General features: G+C 69.6%; 16 protein-coding genes and 1 riboswitch. Of the genes, 5 read left to right on the top strand and 11 right to left on the bottom strand.

Going from position 1 to position 17,009, the window contains the following annotated elements; all coding sequences use genetic code 11:
* Positions 1-25: 25 nt before the first annotated feature.
* Positions 26-1,864, bottom strand: coding sequence for a translation elongation factor 4 (lepA, locus tag ACLJPX_RS32135; RefSeq protein WP_410604208.1), 1,839 nt, complete (start codon positions 1,862-1,864; stop codon positions 26-28).
* Between the two features lie 113 nt (positions 1,865-1,977).
* Between lepA and ACLJPX_RS32130 the strand changes: the two genes are divergently transcribed.
* Positions 1,978-2,565 (top strand): class I SAM-dependent methyltransferase, encoded by a 588-nt coding sequence (locus ACLJPX_RS32130; RefSeq protein ID WP_410604207.1) that lies wholly within the window; start codon positions 1,978-1,980, stop codon positions 2,563-2,565.
* Here ACLJPX_RS32130 and ACLJPX_RS32125 read toward each other — a convergent pair.
* Both ACLJPX_RS32125 and ACLJPX_RS32120 read right to left on the bottom strand, forming a co-directional pair.
* On the bottom strand, positions 2,562-2,936 hold the full coding sequence (locus ACLJPX_RS32125; RefSeq protein WP_410604206.1) for a VOC family protein: 375 nt from the start codon (positions 2,934-2,936) through the stop codon (positions 2,562-2,564). The genes ACLJPX_RS32130 and ACLJPX_RS32125 overlap by 4 nt on opposite strands.
* A gap of 23 nt (positions 2,937-2,959) precedes the next feature.
* The gene (locus tag ACLJPX_RS32120) at positions 2,960-3,865 is read right to left on the bottom strand and encodes an EamA family transporter (protein WP_410604205.1); all 906 of its coding nucleotides are present in this window, start codon (positions 3,863-3,865) and stop codon (positions 2,960-2,962) included.
* Positions 3,866-4,198: 333 nt separating this feature from the next.
* Here ACLJPX_RS32120 and rpsT point away from each other — a divergent pair, with 333 nt between their 5' ends.
* The gene (gene rpsT, locus ACLJPX_RS32115; RefSeq protein ID WP_037310642.1) at positions 4,199-4,459 is read left to right on the top strand and encodes a 30S ribosomal protein S20; all 261 of its coding nucleotides are present in this window, start codon (positions 4,199-4,201) and stop codon (positions 4,457-4,459) included.
* A 217-nt stretch (positions 4,460-4,676) separates the two neighbouring features.
* On the opposite strand, the gene holA is transcribed toward rpsT, so the two are convergent.
* A complete protein-coding gene (gene holA / locus ACLJPX_RS32110) occupies positions 4,677-5,663 on the bottom strand; it encodes a DNA polymerase III subunit delta (protein WP_410604204.1) in 987 nt (328 codons plus the stop codon).
* A 135-nt stretch (positions 5,664-5,798) separates the two neighbouring features.
* Positions 5,799-5,931: riboswitch (SAM riboswitch) on the top strand.
* A 12-nt stretch (positions 5,932-5,943) separates the two neighbouring features.
* On the opposite strand from holA, the gene thrC reads away from it, so the two are divergent.
* Complete coding sequence (gene thrC, locus ACLJPX_RS32105; protein ID WP_276368351.1) at positions 5,944-7,209, top strand: threonine synthase; 1,266 nt, start codon at positions 5,944-5,946, stop codon at positions 7,207-7,209.
* A gap of 16 nt (positions 7,210-7,225) precedes the next feature.
* Here the strand turns inward: thrC and ACLJPX_RS32100 are convergent, their stop codons facing one another.
* The 7 genes from ACLJPX_RS32100 to nadD form a co-directional block, all read right to left on the bottom strand.
* Positions 7,226-9,631, bottom strand: coding sequence for a ComEC/Rec2 family competence protein (locus ACLJPX_RS32100; RefSeq protein ID WP_410604203.1), 2,406 nt, complete (start codon positions 9,629-9,631; stop codon positions 7,226-7,228).
* Complete coding sequence (locus tag ACLJPX_RS32095) at positions 9,628-10,353, bottom strand: helix-hairpin-helix domain-containing protein (RefSeq protein WP_410604202.1); 726 nt, start codon at positions 10,351-10,353, stop codon at positions 9,628-9,630. Before ACLJPX_RS32095 ends, ACLJPX_RS32100 begins: the two co-directional genes overlap by 4 nt.
* Before the next feature lie 145 nt (positions 10,354-10,498).
* Positions 10,499-11,344, bottom strand: a complete 846-nt coding sequence (locus tag ACLJPX_RS32090) for a DegV family protein (RefSeq protein WP_101606017.1) — start codon at positions 11,342-11,344, stop codon at positions 10,499-10,501.
* A 10-nt stretch (positions 11,345-11,354) separates the two neighbouring features.
* Positions 11,355-12,080: a diglucosylglycerate octanoyltransferase gene (octT, locus tag ACLJPX_RS32085; RefSeq protein WP_410604201.1), complete on the bottom strand. Its 726-nt coding sequence runs from the start codon at positions 12,078-12,080 to the stop codon at positions 11,355-11,357.
* A 3-nt stretch (positions 12,081-12,083) separates the two neighbouring features.
* Entirely contained in the window at positions 12,084-12,698 is a 615-nt protein-coding gene (locus ACLJPX_RS32080) for a histidine phosphatase family protein (RefSeq protein ID WP_101606015.1), read from the bottom strand.
* Complete coding sequence (gene rsfS / locus ACLJPX_RS32075) at positions 12,695-13,114, bottom strand: ribosome silencing factor (RefSeq protein ID WP_410604200.1); 420 nt, start codon at positions 13,112-13,114, stop codon at positions 12,695-12,697. The genes ACLJPX_RS32080 and rsfS overlap by 4 nt, the downstream gene beginning before the upstream one ends.
* A gap of 54 nt (positions 13,115-13,168) precedes the next feature.
* Complete coding sequence (nadD, locus tag ACLJPX_RS32070) at positions 13,169-13,768, bottom strand: nicotinate-nucleotide adenylyltransferase (RefSeq protein ID WP_076166208.1); 600 nt, start codon at positions 13,766-13,768, stop codon at positions 13,169-13,171.
* Positions 13,769-13,929: 161 nt separating this feature from the next.
* Here nadD and ACLJPX_RS32065 point away from each other — a divergent pair, with 161 nt between their 5' ends.
* Positions 13,930-16,035 (top strand): RecQ family ATP-dependent DNA helicase, encoded by a 2,106-nt coding sequence (locus tag ACLJPX_RS32065; protein ID WP_410604199.1) that lies wholly within the window; start codon positions 13,930-13,932, stop codon positions 16,033-16,035.
* A gap of 144 nt (positions 16,036-16,179) precedes the next feature.
* Positions 16,180-17,007: an alpha/beta hydrolase gene (locus tag ACLJPX_RS32060; protein WP_410604198.1), complete on the top strand. Its 828-nt coding sequence runs from the start codon at positions 16,180-16,182 to the stop codon at positions 17,005-17,007.
* The last annotated feature ends 2 nt before the right edge of the window (positions 17,008-17,009 follow it).

Raw genomic sequence — 17,009 nt, 5'->3', positions numbered from 1 at the left:
TCGGGCGGCCTTTTCGCGAGTGTCGCTACTTCTTCTTGCCGTTGTCCTCAGTGGACAGTGCGGCGACGAAGGCCTCCTGCGGGACCTCGACCCGGCCGACGGTCTTCATCCGCTTCTTGCCTTCCTTCTGCTTTTCCAGCAGCTTGCGCTTACGCGAGATGTCACCGCCGTAGCACTTCGCGAGCACGTCCTTGCGGATCGCGCGGATGGTCTCGCGGGCGATGATCCGGGCCCCGATGGCGGCCTGGATCGGCACCTCGAAGTTCTGCCGCGGGATCAGCTCGCGAAGCCGGTTCACCATGCGGTTGCCGTAGTTGTAGGCGTCGTCCTTGTGCACGATCGCGGAGAACGCGTCCACGCCCTCGCCCTGCAGCAGGATGTCCACCTTGACCAGGTCCGCCGCCTGCGAACCGGCCTCTTCGTAGTCCAGCGACGCGTAGCCGCGCGTACGCGACTTCAGCGTGTCGAAGAAGTCGAAGATGATCTCACCCAGCGGCATGTTGTACCGCAGCTCGACACGATCCTCGGACAGGTAGTCCATGCCGAGCAGCTGGCCGCGCTTGTTCTGGCACAGCTCCATGATCGTGCCGATGAACTCGGACGGCGCCAGGATGCTCACCTTGCTGACCGGCTCGAGCACCTTGTCGATCTTGTTCCCGGTCGGCCAGTCCGAGGGGTTGGTGACGTGGATCTGCTTGCCGTCGTCCTGCACGATGTCGTAGACCACGTTCGGCGCGGTGGAGATCAGGTCCAGGCCGAACTCGCGCTCCAGCCGGTCCCGGGTGATCTCCAGGTGCAGCAGGCCGAGGAAGCCGCAGCGGAAGCCGAAGCCGAGCGCCACCGACGTCTCGGGCTCGTAGTCCAGGGCGGCGTCGTTGAGCTGGAGCTTGTCCAGGGCCTCGCGCAGCTCGGGGTAGTCCGAACCGTCCACCGGGTACAGGCCGGAATAGACCATCGGCTTCGGCTCGCGGTAGCCCGCGAGGGCCTCCTTCGCGCCGTTGCGCTCGGAGGTCACGGTGTCACCGACCTTGGACTGCCGGACGTCCTTCACCCCGGTGATCAGGTAGCCGACCTCGCCGACGCCCAGCCCCTTGCTGGCCTTGGGCTCCGGCGAGATGATCCCGACTTCCAGCAGCTCGTGCGTGGCGCCGGTGGACATCATCTTGATCCGCTCGCGCGGGGTGATTTTGCCGTCGACGACCCTGATGTAGGTCACGACGCCCCGGTAGGTGTCGTACACCGAGTCGAAGATCATCGCCCGTGCCGGGGCGTCCGCGTCACCCTGCGGTGCGGGCACCTGCTTGACGACGGCGTCGAGGAGCTCGCCGACCCCGACACCGGTCTTCGCGGACACGCGGAGCACGTCCGACGGTTCGCAGCCGATGATGTGCGCGATCTCGGCGGCGTACTTGTCCGGGTCGGCGGACGGCAGGTCGATCTTGTTGAGCACCGGGATGATCTGGAGGTTGTTCTCCAGCGCGAGGTACAGGTTCGCGAGCGTCTGCGCCTCGATCCCCTGTGCGGCGTCGACCAGCAGGACAGCCCCTTCACACGCTTCGAGCGCGCGGGAGACCTCGTAGGTGAAGTCGACGTGGCCGGGGGTGTCGATCATGTGCAGGACGTGGTCCTGACCGTCGACCTTCCAGGGCAGGCGCACGTTCTGCGCCTTGATGGTGATCCCGCGTTCCCGCTCGATGTCCATGCGGTCGAGGTACTGCGCACGCATGGCCCGTTCCTCGACCACACCGGTGAGCTGCAGCATCCGGTCGGCCAGGGTCGACTTGCCGTGGTCGATGTGCGCGATGATGCAGAAGTTCCGGATGAGCTCCGGGGGCGTGAAGGTCGTGTCGGCGAACGTCGTCAACGGGTTTCCTCGCGAAGGTCGGGGTGTGCCACCTCTATGCTCCCATGCCGCTCCGGGTGCGAGTGGGGGTCATCCCCGATGCGGCCCGTGGCGTGCTGTGGTGCCCTCGAAGTATGAGTAATTCACTGACCCAGATCCTCGACAAGACGTTCGGCCATCCCAGGGGACTGCTCGGCCGGTTCGGTGGCCTGGCGATGGCGCACGGCAACGCTGCCACCGAACTCCGCATCGTCGAACTGGCCTCGATCGAGTCGGGCGAAACCACCCTGGTCGTGGGGCCTGGTCCTGGTATCGGCCTGCAGGCCGCGGCCGAGCGCGCCGGCCGCGCGATCGGCGTCGATCCGTCCCCGGAGATGCTCGCCCGCGCCCGCAGACGGTGTGGCGACAAGGTGGAGCTGCGGAGCGGCGCCGCGGACTCCACGGGCGAGCCGGACGAGAGCGTCGACGTGGTCCTGAGCGTCAACAACGTGCAGTTGTGGGAGGACCGGGCGGCCGGGTTCGCCGAGCTGTTCCGCGTGCTCCGGGCGGGCGGCAGGCTGCTGCTGTCGTCGCACGAGAAGTGGCTGCCGGTTTCCCGCCACGAGCTGGCCGACGAAGCGGCCGCCGCCGGCTTCACCGACCTGCAGACCTGGACCTGGGACCCGCCGGGCTTCGGCGCCTCGCTCGCCGCTCAGCTGCGCGCGGTCAAGCCCGCGGCCTAACGCGGGTCGGTCCGCAACGGATGCTCACGCGGCACCTCGACCAGCACGATCCTGGTGCCGTCCGGGTCGGCGATCCACGCTTCGTCCAGGCCCCAGGGTTCACGGCGAGCCCCGCGAACCGGGTCCAAGCCCTTCGCGGCGAGTTCCTCGAGTGCCGCGGGCAGGTCCCGGACCTGGAGCCACAAGGCGACGTCCGGGGTAGGGCCCGCCTCCCCGGTACCGACGATCTCGATCGACCCGTTCCCGGCGAAGAACACCGTCCCACCAGGGAACTCCTTGTCGATCGCCAAGCCAAGGGTGTCCCGATAGAACGCCGTCGACACGTCGAGGTCCTTCGGGTGGATCAGCACCCTGCTGCTCAGCACGTCCATGGCTCAATCCCTACCCGATGGGTTCAGGCCATCGCAATCGCGGCGATGCCCGCCAGCACCACCACGGACCCGACAAGCCTGCGTACGGCGTTCGCTTCCTTCAAGATCAGCCAGGCCGCCAAGCCGCCGAGGACGATGCTCAACTCCCGCGCGGGTGCGACGAGGCTCACCGGAGCGATCCGGAGGGCGTAGAGGACCAGCAGGTAGGCGATCGGTGAGAACAAACCGACGATGACGATTTCACGCTTGTGCTCGCGCCAGAGCCACGAGACCTCTTCGCGGTCCTTCAGCGCGTACGGCGCCATGAGCAGGCTCTGCACGATCGCACCGGTTCCGAAGTAGACGATCGGCGGGACACCGAGACCGGTGACCGAATGCGCATCCCAGAGTGTGTAGGCGGCGATCGTCAGTCCGGTCAGCAGCCCGTACGCCACGCCCTTGCGGCGAGCGACGCGATCCGCGGCGTCGGCGTGGGCTGGTACCCGACCGGTACCGATGACCAGCACCCCGGCGACCACAAGGAACGCGCCCACCAAACCGAGCGGCCCAGGTCGCTCGCCGAGCAGTACGACGGCCGCGAGCACCGAGATCAGCGGCCCGGTCCCGCGGGCGAGGGGATACACGACGGACAGGTCGCCGACGGCGTATCCCCGTTGGAGGACGACTCCGTAGGTGACGTGGAACACCGCGGTGACCGCGGCGGCGAGCAGCCATGTCCACTGTGGACGTTGCGGCTCCACGGCCAGCGAAACCGCCATGACAGGGATGAGCAGGACCGCGGACAAGCTGTAGTAGGCCCAGACGAACCGGGCTCCGCCACGGCGGATCCGCTTGGCTGCCAGGTTCCAGCCCGCGTGAATGACGGCGGCGGCGATGACGAGGGACAGGGCGGTGGCGTTCACTGCGGACCTTTCACGTTTTCCGCGCATGCGGAAAACACCGGTCCTCCAGGCTTTTGTCCCGTCAGATGAACGGCGGCGCTTCCGGCTCCGCCGATGGTGCCGCTCGGACCTGTCCCGCTTGCCCTGATTGTGTGTTTCGCTGAACGGGCAGGCGGCGGAACCCTAGGCACTACGCTCTCGACCGTACCGCAAGAGCCTCGCCGGAGGCGGCCGAGATCCGCTCCGGGACGGCTGTTAAGCTCGCCCTTCACCGCTGTGTGGCATTCCGTCATGGAGGAAACCCGCGCCGCTTTCACGAGCGCGCAGGGCCGGTCACAGCGCGGCGGTGAAACCACCGAGAGATTCAAGAGGAGCGCCCCCGTGGCCAACATCAAGTCGCAGATCAAGCGCATCACCACCAACGAGAAGGCGCGTCAGCGCAACCAGGCGATCCGGTCCTCGGTGAAGACCGCGATCCGCAAGTTCCGCGAGGCCGCCGACTCCGGCGACAAGGCCAAGGCCCTGGAGCTGCAGAAGGACGCGGCCAAGAAGCTGGACAAGGCCGTGACCAAGGGCGTTCTCCACGCCAACCAGGCCGCCAACAAGAAGTCCGCGCTGGCGAAGCGCGCTAACTCTCTTTAATCGCGCGCTGACGTAAACGCGCCGAAGGGGCGTCGATCCGCTTGTCACTCACGTGGCGCGGGGAGGCGCCCCTTCATCGCGTTTACGTGGGCCTTCGGCCCAAGGGAGGGCGCGCGACTGGTGAAGTCTCGCCGTCGCGCTGGCGCGCTTTCGGCGAGACAGTCCGCCGGTCCGGTTGTCGGGCGCGTTGACCTTCGGGGTTGGTCCGGCGGGTGTGTTAGCGGCTGGGGGTGCCGTGTGCGGCGACGACTTCCAGGACGGCGCGTTCCAACGCGTACTCCGGGTCGGCCGCGGCACCCTTGACCTCGGCGTTGAGCCTGGCGACGATCCGCATGGCGGTGGCGAGACCGTCCTGCCCCCAGCCGCGGGCCTGCCCCTGCGCCTTGCGCACCTTCCACGGCGGCATCCCCAGTTCGCCCGCCATCTGGTTCGGGTTCCCGCGACCCGCGCCGGACACCCGCGCGATCGTCCGGACGGCGTCGGCGAGGGCGTCCGCGACCAGCACGTGCGGAACGCCCAGCTGCATCGCCCAGCGCAGTGACTCCAGCGCCGCCGCCATGTCACCGGCGACGGCCTTCTCGGCGACCGCGAACCCGTTCACGTCCGCGCGGCCCCGGTGGTAGCGGCGGACCGCCTGCTCGTCGACCGCTCCCCCGGCGTCCGCGACGAGCTGGGTCGCGGCCGACGACAACTCGCGCAGATCCGAGCCGACGGCATCGATCAGCGCGAGCACGGCCGCACCGTCGATCTTCCCGCCGACCCGGCGGACTTCGTTGCGGACAAAGGATTCCCGCTCAGCGGCCTTGGTCAGTTTCGGGCACTCGACGACCTCCGCCCCGGCCTTCTTCAACGCCGTGGGAAGCGCCTTCGCGGCCTTGCTCCGGCCGCCTCCGCTGTGCACGACGACGAGCACGATGCCCTCGGCGGGCGCCTTGACGTAGGCCATCACCCCGTCGGCGAGCTCCTGCGAGATGTCGTGCGCGGATTCGAGGACGATCACCCTGCCCTCGGCGAACAACGAAGGGCTGACCATCTCCGCGAGCGCGGGGACTGTGAGGTCCGACACCCGGATCCGAGACAGGTCCGCCGTCGGATCGGCCGCTTTGGCCGCGTCCGAAGCGCTGCGGACCGCGCGTTCGATCAGCAGCTCTTCCTCACCGAGAACCAGGACCAGCGGCGATGGGGCGGAAGCTTGCGTCGTCACGGTGACGATCCTCCCACTCGTCCTCTCGGGTGCTTTGTCCGGTGACGTGTTCCGGGCACGGTGGCCCCACCCGAGCCTCATGTCGTACGGTGTTGGCGAGGCGACGCGCTCTAACGCGTGCCGACAATCGAATACCGCTCATCCAGAGGGGCAGAGGGAACGGCCCGATGAAGCCCCGGCAACCGGCGTCAGCCTGTCATTCCGCGATCGCGGGATAGCTGACGAACACGGTGCCAATTCCGGCCCGCCATGGCGGGGCAGATGAGGAAGGAACCTCGCGATGACCGCAACCCTCGGCACGACCTCCACCACCAAGACCCCGGATCTCGGACCGGCCGTCGAACTGGTGTCGAAGGAAGAGGGACACCGGCAGCCACTCGCCCCCGAATTCGTTTCCGCCGAGGACTTCTCGCCGCTCGAGGTCGCCTACGACTTCGGCCGCGTGCGCCGCGAGGACATCGAAGCCGGGCCGAAAAACATCTGGCGCTACAAGAAGCTCCTTCCTGTTCCCTCGAACGTCGAGGAAATCCCCAACACCGAACCCGGCGCCACCAGGCTCATCCAGGCCGACAGGCTCGCGAAGGCGTTGGGCGTCAAGAAGGTCTGGGTCAAGGACGACACCGGCAACCCGACCCACTCGTTCAAGGACCGCGTGGTCGCCGTCGCGCTGGCCGCCGCGCGCGAGTTCGGGTTCGACGTGCTCGCCTGTCCGTCGACCGGCAACCTGGCCAACGCGGTCGCCGCCGCGGCGGCCCGCGCCGGCTGGCGGTCGGTCGTGCTGATCCCGAAGACCCTCGAGCGCGCCAAGATCCTCACCACCGCCGTGTACGACGGCGACCTGATCGCGGTCGACGGCAACTACGACGACGTGAACCGGCTCGCCACCCAGCTCGCCGCCGAGCAGGAGAGCTGGGCGTTCGTCAACGTGAACGTCCGGCCCTACTACTCCGAAGGCTCGAAGACGCTGGCCTTCGAGGTCGCCGAGCAGCTCGGCTGGCGGCTTCCCTCGCAGATCGTGGTGCCGATCGCCTCCGGTTCCCAGCTCACCAAGGTGGACAAGGGTTTCCGTGAGTTCGGGCAGCTCGGCCTCGTCGACGAGACGCCGTACAAGGTGTTCGGCGCGCAGGCCACCGGCTGCTCGCCCGTCTCGGCGGCGTTCCGCGCCGGCCACGACGTCGTCCAGCCGGTCAAGCCGGACACGATCGCCCGTTCGCTGGCGATCGGCAACCCGGCCGACGGCCCCTACGTCCTCGACGTGGTCAACCGCACCGGCGGTGCGATCGAAGACGTCACCGACGAAGAGGTCGTCGAGGGCATCCGGCTGCTCGCCCGCACCGAAGGCGTCTTCACCGAGACCGCCGGCGGCGTCACCGTGGCGACGGCGAAGAAGCTCATCGAGACCGGCAAGCTCAACCCGGACGAGGAGATCGTGCTCCTGATCACCGGTGACGGCCTCAAGACCCTCGACGCCGTCGAGGACAAGATCGGCCCGAAGGCCACCGTCAGCGCCTCGGCCGACGCGGTCCGCGAGGCTCTCGGCATCTGAGTTCCGGCGGCCCGCCTCAAGAACGAGGCGGGCCGCGGGGCTCACCCCGGCGCGTCAGGGCAAGGCCTCGCGCGTCGGAGACGACCGCCGTGTCGCCGTCCGTGTCCGTCCTGGCGATCGCAGCGCCGACCGCAGCCAGATTGTCCAAAGTGGACTTGTTCGGGTGACCGTAGGTGTTTCCGGCGCCGACACTCACCAGCGCGGCCCTCGGCGCGACGGCGTTGAGGAAATCCGGTGCCGTGTAACGACTTCCGTGATGCGGGACCTTCAGGATCTCGGCACGCAGGTCGGCGCCTTCGGCCATCAGGTCGGCCTGGGCGGCGAGTTCGACGTCGCCGGTCAGCAGCAACCGGCCCGCCGGAGTCCCGGCACGCAGGACCACCGAACCGTTGTTGATCACCGTGCCGTCCTGTTCGAGGACCGAGCGCCGGGTGACGTACCGCGGCCCCAGTACGTCCAGTGTCAGTCCCGGCCAGTCCAGCCGTTGCCCGATCCCCAGTTCCAGCAAGGGAATCCCGCGGCGCGCGGTCTCGTCGGCGACCTGCCGCCAGGCCCAGGCGGGAGCCCGGCCCGGACCGACTGCGACCGCCCCGACCGACCGGCCCTCGAAGACGGATTCGAGGCCTCCGATGTGGTCGGCATGCAGATGGCTCAGCACGATCAGCGGAACGCGGTCCACCCCCAACCTGCTGAGGCATTCGTCCACCGGACCTGGTTCCGGCCCGGTGTCGACCAGGATCGCCCTCCCGGGCTCGGCCGTGGCGAGGACGACTGCGTCACCCTGTCCGACGTCGCAGGCGACGGCGCTCCACGACGCCGGTGGCCACGCCGGGGCCAGCACCCGCACCGGAACGAAGACGAGGAGCCCACCGGCCAAAGCGAGCGCCAGCAGGATCCTGCCGTGACGCAGCCGGATGGCGAGGAGCAGCACGACGAGCAGGCCGGCCACCAGCAGTCCGCCCCACCAGCCATCCGGCCAGTCCACGACCGCTCCCGGCGCGCGGGCGCCATGGCGGGCCACGGTGATGAGCCAGCTCGCCTCGGGTTCGGTCAGGCGGACGAGCAGCCTGCCCGCCGACGGCCACCACGGTCCGACGACGGTCGCGAGCACGCCGAACACGGTGGCCGGGGCGACCACGGGCGCGGCGAGCACGTTGGTCACCACCGAGACGAGACTGACCGATCCCGCCATGCCCGCGATGACCGGCGCCGTCATCACGAACGCGGCCAGCGGGATGGCCAGCCCCTCGGCGTAGCCGGCCGGCACTCCGCGTCCGACCAGCCACTCGGCCCACCTCGGGGCCAGCAGTACCAGCCCGGCCGTGGCCAGCACCGAAAGCGCGAACCCGAAGTCCGCGGCCATCGCGGGATCGGCCACGACGAGCCCCGCCACCGCGAACGCCAGCGCGGGTAGCGCCGAACCCCGGCGCCCCAGTGCGAGCGCCAGCAACCCGACCGCCCCCATCACCCCGGCGCGGAGCACGCTGGGCGCGGGCCCTGCGAGGACCACGAACCCGGCGAGCCCCGCGGCGGCCGCGGCGGCGGACGTCCGCGGCCCGACCCGGAGCACTCGCAGGAGGAGAAGGATCGAGCCGCAGACGATCGCCACGTTCCCACCGCTCACGGCCATCAGGTGGGACATGCCGGAGTCCGTGAACTCGCGCTCGACTCTGGGGGACAGTGTGCTCGTGTCCCCCACGACCAGTCCGGGCACCAGACCGGCCTGCTCCTCGGGGAGGACGGCGCACAGGTCCCGGAGCCCGGTGCGCAGCGATTCCGCGGCTCGCTGCCACCAAGGCGCCGGTCCGAGTGCCGACGGCGGACCTCGCACCGAGAGGACCGCGACCGTCAGTTCGGCCCCCTCTGCCGGTGCGAGCCGTCCGGAGGCGGTGACCTGCTGCCCGGGCAACAGGTCCGTCCACCCCGCGGCGGGAGCGAGCAGCAGGATCCGGCCGGCCGAATCCACCACCCGCTCCGCCGCCACCACGGCGTCCACCGTCGCGGCGATGACCACCAGGCGGGTGCCTGCCCGGCGATCGGCGTATCCGGCGCCGCGGACCGGACGTGGCCGCTCGGTGACCACCACCCTCATGGTGGCGTCGCTCCCCCGTGCGGCGGCGGCACGGAGGTCGTCGTGCTCGGCGGCCCGGATCCGCAGCGCCACCGGACCGGCGGTGAGCACCCCGAGGACCGCTAGCACGCCCAGGCCCGCCACCCACCGGGACGCCGTCCGGCGGGCACGGAGACCGGCTGCGATCGCGAGCACCACGGCGGCCGCACCGCAGAGCATCGTGATCCACCAGCCGCCGAGCAACCCGGAGAGAGTGCCGAGCCAGGCCGTCGCCGCGGCCGGTATCAGCCGCAGATCCTGACCTCGCCACGACGTGGTGTCCACTTCGGACGGATCGGCGGACGGGTTCATCCGACGGACACCAACTCCCGGATCTTCTTGAATTTTGCTTCGCCGATCCCTTCTACGTCACGGAGTTGCTCGACCGTGGTGAACCCGCCGTGCCCGGACCGCCAGTCGACGATGCGTTTGGCCATCACCTCGCCGACCCCGGGCAGGGAGTCGAGTTGCTCGGCCGTGGCCGTGTTCAGGTCGAGCTTCCCGGTCGGTGTTCCTGTTCCGGCCGCGGCCGGAACAGGAACACCCACGGCCACCTGCTCGCCGTCGGTGAGCCGCCGGGCCAGGTTCAGCCCGGTCAGATCCGTTCCGGGCGGTGCCCCACCGGCCGCCGTGAGGGCATCGGCGACCCGTGCGCCCGGAGGGATCGTGACCAGGCCGGGTTTGAGCACCCGGCCGACGACGCTGATCACCAGAGGCGCCTTGCCCGCCGCGGCGGGGGCTTCTCCGGCGGCCTTGGCCGACGGCAGGGGCGGCGGGGTCTCCGCCCCTGGCCGGTGTCCGAACAAAGCGATCGCGCCGGTCACGATCACGGCCACCGCGATCAGCACGGCCACCACGGCGAACCACCGCCGGTTCACCGGAACCCCGTCCGCCGTGAACCGGGCGGGCACCCAGCGGCGGACGAGCCTGCCCGAGGGCGGGCCCTGGGCGGCGGGCGACGACAGCTGCGCGGCCAGCCACGCCAGCCTGGCGTTGGCGGAGGAGCCCGGTGGACGGGCGGTTTGGTCGAACACGTGACCGACGCTACGGAGCGGGGGTGGCGGGCGGCAGTGGAGAATCGCGAGGCTGTGGACAAGTGGGGTGTTGTGGACAACCCGGCCCCGGGCGGGACCAGATCACCGGTTTCCGTCGGGGCCGTGTGGGATGGTGGCGGGTTTCCTAACCCGCCCGCTGGATCACGACACCGAGCACGCCGGGACCGGTGTGGGCCCCGATGACGGCGCCGATCTCCGACACCACGCACCCCTCCGGGCAGTCGATGGACTCTTCCAGCCGGTTGGCCAGTTCGACGGCGCGTTCCGGCGAGGCCAGGTGATGGACGGCGATGTCGGCGAGTCCGCCGTCTGCCGCTTTCACGGCGAGTTCGACCAGTCGCGCCACCGCGCGGTTCATCGTCCGCACCTTTTCCAGCGGCTGGATCTTGCCCTCGGACATGTGGAGTACCGGTTTCACCGCGAGCGCCGTGCCGAGCAGGGCCGCCGCCGGGCCGATCCGTCCGCCACGGCGCAGGTATTCGAGGGTCTCGACGGCGAACAAGGTCTCCGAACGGCTCACCGCGTCGACCGCGGCGGCCTCCACCTCGGCCGGATCGGCCCCGTCAGCGGCGGCGCTCGCCGCGCGCAGGGCGGCGAACCCCAGTCCCATCGCGGTGCTGCGCGAATCGACCACGCGCACCTTGTCCGGCCCGACCTCCTGGGCCGCGAGCACCGCCGCTTCCCAGGTCCCGGACAACTCACGGGACAGATGGACCGACACGACGGCGTCCGCGCCTTCGGCCAGCGCCGCGCGGAACTCCTTGACGAATTCGGCGGGGGTCGGCCGGGACGTCGTCACCATGCTGCGTTTGCCGAGCGCTTCGGCCAGAGCCGCGGGGCCCATCTCGACGCCGTCGAGGAACACGACGCCGTCCACGAGGACGTGCAACGGGACCACCCGGATCCCGTTCCGTTCGGCGAAGCCTTCCGGCAGGTGGGCGGTGGAATCCGTGACTACGGCGACCGACACGGCAGTCAGCCTACGTTGCCGCGGGGCGCAGCACCGGGGCCATCAGGCGGGCCATTTCCGCGCCGACGGCGGCGTGCCCTTCCCAGCCCCAGTGCATCCCGTCCGGATTGCCCCGGCCGCTCAGCACGTGATCGCCGACGACGGCCGCGAGATCGAGAAGCGGGACGTCCGCGCGGCGCCCCCAAGCGGCCATGGCCGCGGCGGCACCGGAACGGGCGGTGTGGACGCGGCCGTACGAATCGGACCGGTGCACGGACGGCAGCATGCCGAAGATCGGCAGCTCCGGTCGCAACACCCGCAGGGCTCCGACGGCCTCGTCGAGATAGCGGACGGTCAGCTTCGCCGGAAGAACCGCCGGACGTCCCCGGAAGGCGACGGCGAGCCGGGGCTGGGCGGCCAGATACGTCTTGCGCACCACCCGCCGCAGCTGGTCGGGGCGCAGATAGCGCAGCCCGGTCCGCAGATAGGTGGGCAACGGCGAAGGCAGGGTGTCCATGCTTCCGATGGCCAGCACCACGGCGTCGACGTGGTGGAGGTCGGCCCAGACCCGCGGATCGCCGGTCAGGGACCACCAGACGTCACGGGCGTTCCAGCCGAACCCGGCGACGAGGTCCGCATCGCCACCGAGCGCTTCGGCGGCGATATTGGGCCACAGGCGCGCGTCGTCGGCGGCGAGCGGGCCGTCCGGGCCGTGGAAGCTGAGGGAATCGCCGAACACCAAGAGGCGCGGGGCCATGGATCAGCCGGTGATTCCCGCGTTGTAGGCGGCCAAGCGCCAATTGCCGTCACGCCGGGTCAGCTCGACCCAGTGGCAGTTCGCGATCCCGCCCAGCGACGGCCAGGACGGGACCGGCAGGCCGAGCAGCTTCGCGGTCAGCGCGATGATCAGGCCGCCGTGCGTGGCCAGCAGGACGGCGTCGCCGGCGTCGGAATTGGCCTGGTCCAGATCGGCCACGACCTCCAGCGCACGTTCCGCGACGTCCACCCGCGACTCGCCGCCCGGCGGCGCCCAGGTCGCGTCGACCCGCCAGCGTGCGCGTTCCCCGGGGTACGCCTCGTCGACCTGCTGGCCGGTGAAGCCCTGCCATTCACCCAGGTGGGTTTCCCGCAGGCGCTTGTCGATCCGCAGAGGGACGCCGATGGCCTCCGTGAGCACGGTGGCCGTGTCGGTCGCGCGGCGAAGATCCGAAGCGATCACCAGGTCGGGTGAAAACCGGGCGAGCGCGGGTACGGCGAACCTGGCCTGGTTCCAGCCGACCGGCGTCAGCGCGGAGTCCAGATGTCCTTGCATCCGGCCCGCCGCGTTGTAGTCGGTCTCGCCGTGGCGCCAGAGCACCAGGCGCCGCGGACTCACGAGGCGCCTTGCGCGTCGGCGGGGTCCTCCTCGGCCGGGTCCTGCTGATCCGGCATGGTGAGACCGGCGACCTCGATGCGAGGGCAGTCCTTCCAAAGCCGCTCGAGACCGTAGAAGGAACGCTCCTCCTGGTGCTGGACGTGGATGACGACGTCGACGTAGTCCAGCAGGACCCAGCGGCCTTCGCGGGCGCCTTCGCGGCGGACCGGCTTGTGCCCGCCGAGCCGCAGCTGCTCTTCGACGTTGTCGACGATCGCGCCGACCAGTCGCTCGTTGGGCGCGGACGCGATCACGAAGGCGTCGGTGATGACCAGCTGGTCGGACACGTCCAGCACGACCACGTCGCTCGCCTTCTTGTCCGCCGCCGCATGGGCGGCCGCTACGGCCAGCTCTCGTGCCTCGGACGTGGCTGTCACAGTTCTCCTCAAAAGATGGCTTTACTCGCAGGTGCGCCCGACGAGAGTACCCGGTCAGCCACGGCGGTCCTTGCGATAGAGGTCCTTTTTGGCGATGTAGCGCACCACACCGTCGGGGACCAGGTACCAGACGGGTTCCCCGCCTTCGACCCGTTCGCGGCAGGCGGTGGACGAGATCGCCATCGCGGTCACCTCGACCAGGCTCACCTTGCCGCTCGGCAGATGCTGCGAATTGAGCCGGTAGCCGGGCCTGGTGACCCCGATGAAATGCGCCAGATCGAACAGCTCGTCGGCGTTGCGCCAGGTGAGGATCTGTTCGAGCGCGTCCGCGCCGGTGATGAAGAACAGCTGGTCGTCCGGATATTCCGCGCGCAGATCGCGCAGCGTGTCGACGGTGTAGGTCTGCCCGACGCGATCGATGTCGACGCGGCTGACCGAGAACACGGGGTTGGACGCCGTCGCGATCACCGTCATCAGGTAGCGGTCCTCGGCCCGGGTGACGACCCTGTCGGACTTCTGCCACGGCTGGCCGGTGGGCACGAAAATGACCTCGTCGAGCGCGAACCGGGACTGGACCTCACTGGCCGCGACGAGGTGTCCGTGGTGCACGGGGTCGAAGGTGCCGCCCATGACCCCGATCCTGCGTGGTGACATGGGTCGTGAGCCTATACATCGCACGAGGCTCCCCGCTCGGGTCGCCGGACCCACCGACAGTGGGTGATCTGGATCACATTACCCTCGGTTCCATGGATGAACGGTCCGTTCACGACATGCCGATCGCGACTTCGTCGGTGGCATGGGGTAGAGGTGGGGACGTGGACACATCGACTCTCCGGGACCGCGCCGAGACCCTCCTCCGGGCATTGGCGGGCGATGGCGCCCGGCTGCGCGAAGACCAGTGGACGGCGATCGAGGCGCTGGTCGCGCACCGCCGTCGCGCGCTCGTCGTCCAGCGCACCGGCTGGGGGAAGTCGGCGGTGTACTTCCTGGCGACGGCGTTGCTGCGGGAACGCGGCGAAGGCCCCACCGTGATCATCTCGCCGTTGCTGGCGCTGATGCGCAACCAGATCTCCGCGGCCGCGAGGGCGGGCATCCGCGCGGTGACGATGAACTCCGCGAACCCGCAGGAGTGGGATCAGGTCCAGGCCGCGATCGCGGCCGGCGAGGTCGACGTCCTCCTGGTCAGCCCGGAACGGCTGAACAACCCCGACTTCCGCGACACCGTCCTGCCGAAGCTCACCGCGAGCGCCGGTCTGCTCGTGGTCGACGAAGCGCACTGCATCTCGGACTGGGGCCACGACTTCCGGCCGGACTACCGGCGGCTGCGGACACTGTTGAAGGACCTGCCCGAGGGTGTCCCGGTGCTCGCCACCACCGCGACCGCGAACGACCGGGTGGCGACCGACGTCGCCGAGCAACTCGGCATCGGCAACGGAGGCGGCACCCTCGTCCTGCGCGGGACCCTGGACCGCGAAAGCCTCCACCTGTCGGTGGCCAAGCTGCCGACTTCGCAGGCGCGGCTCGCCTGGCTGGCCGAGCATCTGGAAGAACTGCCGGGCTCCGGGATCATCTACACGCTCACCGTCGCGGCCGCGCACGATGTGGCGGGACTGTTGACGGAGCGCGGTTATCCCGTCGCCGCGTACACCGGCAAGACCGATCCGGCGGACCGGCAGGCGGCCGAAGACGATCTGCTGAACAACAACGTCAAGGCACTGGTCGCCACTTCGGCACTGGGCATGGGATTCGACAAGCCGGACCTGGGATTCGTCGTCCACCTCGGGGCCCCTTCCTCCCCGATCGCCTACTACCAGCAGGTCGGCCGTGCCGGACGTGGCGTCGATCGCGCCGAGGTGATCCTGTTGCCCGGCCACGAGGACAAGGACATCTGGGCGTACTTCGGCTCGCTGGCGTTCCCGGACGAACTCCGGGTGACGCAGGTGCTCAACGCACTGGCGTACGCGGACCGTCCACTGTCGACACCCGCGCTCGAACCGTTCGTCGAGCTTTCCCGTTCGCGGCTGGAGATGGTCCTCAAGGTGCTGGACGTCGACGGCGCCGTCCGCCGGGTGAAGGGCGGCTGGGAGGGCACCGGCGAAGAGTGGCGCTACGACAAGGAACGCTACGCACGGGTGAGCGCGGCACGGACCAACGAACAGAACGCCATGCTCGCCTACCTCGAAACCACCGGCTGCCGGATGGAGTACCTGCGAAAGCAGCTGGACGATCCGGAGGCGACTCCTTGCGGGCGGTGCGACAACTGCACCGGAAAGCATTGGGACACCACGATTTCGGATGACGTCGTCGACGCCACCCGGCAACGGCTGCGCCGCCCGGGGGTCGAGGTCGCGCCCCGGAAGATGTGGCCGACCGGGATGGCCGGCCTGGACGTCCCGTTGTCCGGACGGCTGCCCGCCGGCGAGCAGGCCGAAACCGGCCAGGTCGTCGGCCGGGTGACCGACGTCGGCTGGGGCACCCGGCTGCGCGAACTCGTCGGCCCGTCCGCGGCGGACGCCGAACTCCCCGATGCGGTCTTCCATGCCTGTATCGAGGTACTCAAGGGCTGGCAGTGGACGGAGCGCCCGGTCGCGGTGGTGGAAGTGCCGTCCGCCACGCGGCCGCGGCTGGTCCACAGTCTGGCGACGAAGCTGGCCTCGATCGGACGGCTGGAATATCTGGGCGCCATCGCCTCCGCGGGGCCGCCTCCACGTCAGGCGAACAGCGCACAACGGCTGGCCGACCTGTGGAAGCGGCTCAGCCTTCCCGAGGAACTCGCCGCCAGGGTCGCCGCGGCCGAAGGCCCGATCCTGCTGGTCGACGACCTGATCGACACCGGATGGACGGTGACCCTGTCCGCACGCCTGCTGCGCCAGGCCGGGGCCCGCGCCGTCCTGCCGTTCGCTCTCGCCAGCACCTCGTGACCCAGGAGCCGTAAGCCGGACGAGTGAGACGAGCGCGACAGAACGCTCTGTCTCGTTTTGCTTGACCCTCGCCCCCTCCCTGGCCTAGCTTTGACCTCAGAACAAGACAGAACGTTCTGTTTCATCTAGAACTGGGAGAACGAGATGACCACGAAGATCCACCCCGCCGCCGCCGACACGATCGTCCTGGTGCACGGACTCTGGATGACTCCGCTGAGCTGGGAACACTGGATCGAGCGCTACGAAAACCTCGGCTTCAAGGTGATCGCCCCGACCTGGCCCGGCCTCGAGGGCGGCGCGGAGGCACTGCGGCGCGACCCCGGCCCGCTGGAAAACCTCGGCATCGAGGAGATCGTCGACCACTACGAAACGATCATCCGGGCACTGGACAAACCGCCGATCATCATCGGCCACTCGTTCGGCGGGGTGTTCGTCCAGTTGCTGCTCGACCGCGGGGTCGGTGCAGCCGGGGTCGCGATCGACTCGGGGCCGGTGAAGGGCGTGCTGCGACTGCCGCTGACGTCGCTGCGCGCGGCGTTTCCGGTGCTGGGCAACCCGTTCAACCTCAAGAAGGCCGTCCCGCTCACGCCGAAGCAGTTCCACTACGCCTTCACCAACAGCCTGTCCGAAGAAGAGTCGCGGAAGGTCTACGACCGCTACCACATCCCGGCCGCGGCACGCGTGCTGTTCCAGGGCGCCTTCGCGAACCTCAACCCCAAGGCCGTGACGAAGGTCGATCTCGCGAAGCCCGACCGGGCGCCGCTGCTGATGATCGCCGGTACCGCGGACCACATCGTCCCGCCTTCGATGAACAAGGAGAACGTCAAGCGGTACCGCAAGTCGCCGTCGGTCACCGAGTACGTCGAGTTCCCCGGCCGCACGCACTACATCGTCGGCCAGGACGGCTGGGAGGAGGTCGCGGACAAGGCCTTGGCGTGGGCGGTCGACCACACCCCGGTGACCACGAACTGATC

It is taken from the genome of Amycolatopsis sp. lyj-90 (assembly GCF_046549035.1).
Lineage (GTDB): Bacteria > Actinomycetota > Actinomycetes > Mycobacteriales > Pseudonocardiaceae > Amycolatopsis.
This window is presented reverse-complemented; position numbering and strand designations above follow the sequence as displayed.

Bases quoted from the DNA above. Each gene is read 5' to 3' on its own strand.
- ACLJPX_RS32130 (WP_410604207.1), top strand. From the start codon at position 1,978: ATGAGTAATTCACTGACCCAGATCCTCGACAAGACGTTCGGCCATCCC.
- ACLJPX_RS32125 (WP_410604206.1), bottom strand. From the start codon at position 2,936: ATGGACGTGCTGAGCAGCAGGGTGCTGATCCACCCGAAGGACCTCGAC.
- ACLJPX_RS32120 (WP_410604205.1), bottom strand. From the start codon at position 3,865: ATGCGCGGAAAACGTGAAAGGTCCGCAGTGAACGCCACCGCCCTGTCC.
- thrC (WP_276368351.1), top strand. From the start codon at position 5,944: ATGACCGCAACCCTCGGCACGACCTCCACCACCAAGACCCCGGATCTC.
- ACLJPX_RS32100 (WP_410604203.1), bottom strand. From the start codon at position 9,631: ATGAACCCGTCCGCCGATCCGTCCGAAGTGGACACCACGTCGTGGCGA.
- octT (WP_410604201.1), bottom strand. From the start codon at position 12,080: ATGGCCCCGCGCCTCTTGGTGTTCGGCGATTCCCTCAGCTTCCACGGC.
- nadD (WP_076166208.1), bottom strand. From the start codon at position 13,768: ATGTCACCACGCAGGATCGGGGTCATGGGCGGCACCTTCGACCCCGTG.
- ACLJPX_RS32060 (WP_410604198.1), top strand. From the start codon at position 16,180: ATGACCACGAAGATCCACCCCGCCGCCGCCGACACGATCGTCCTGGTG.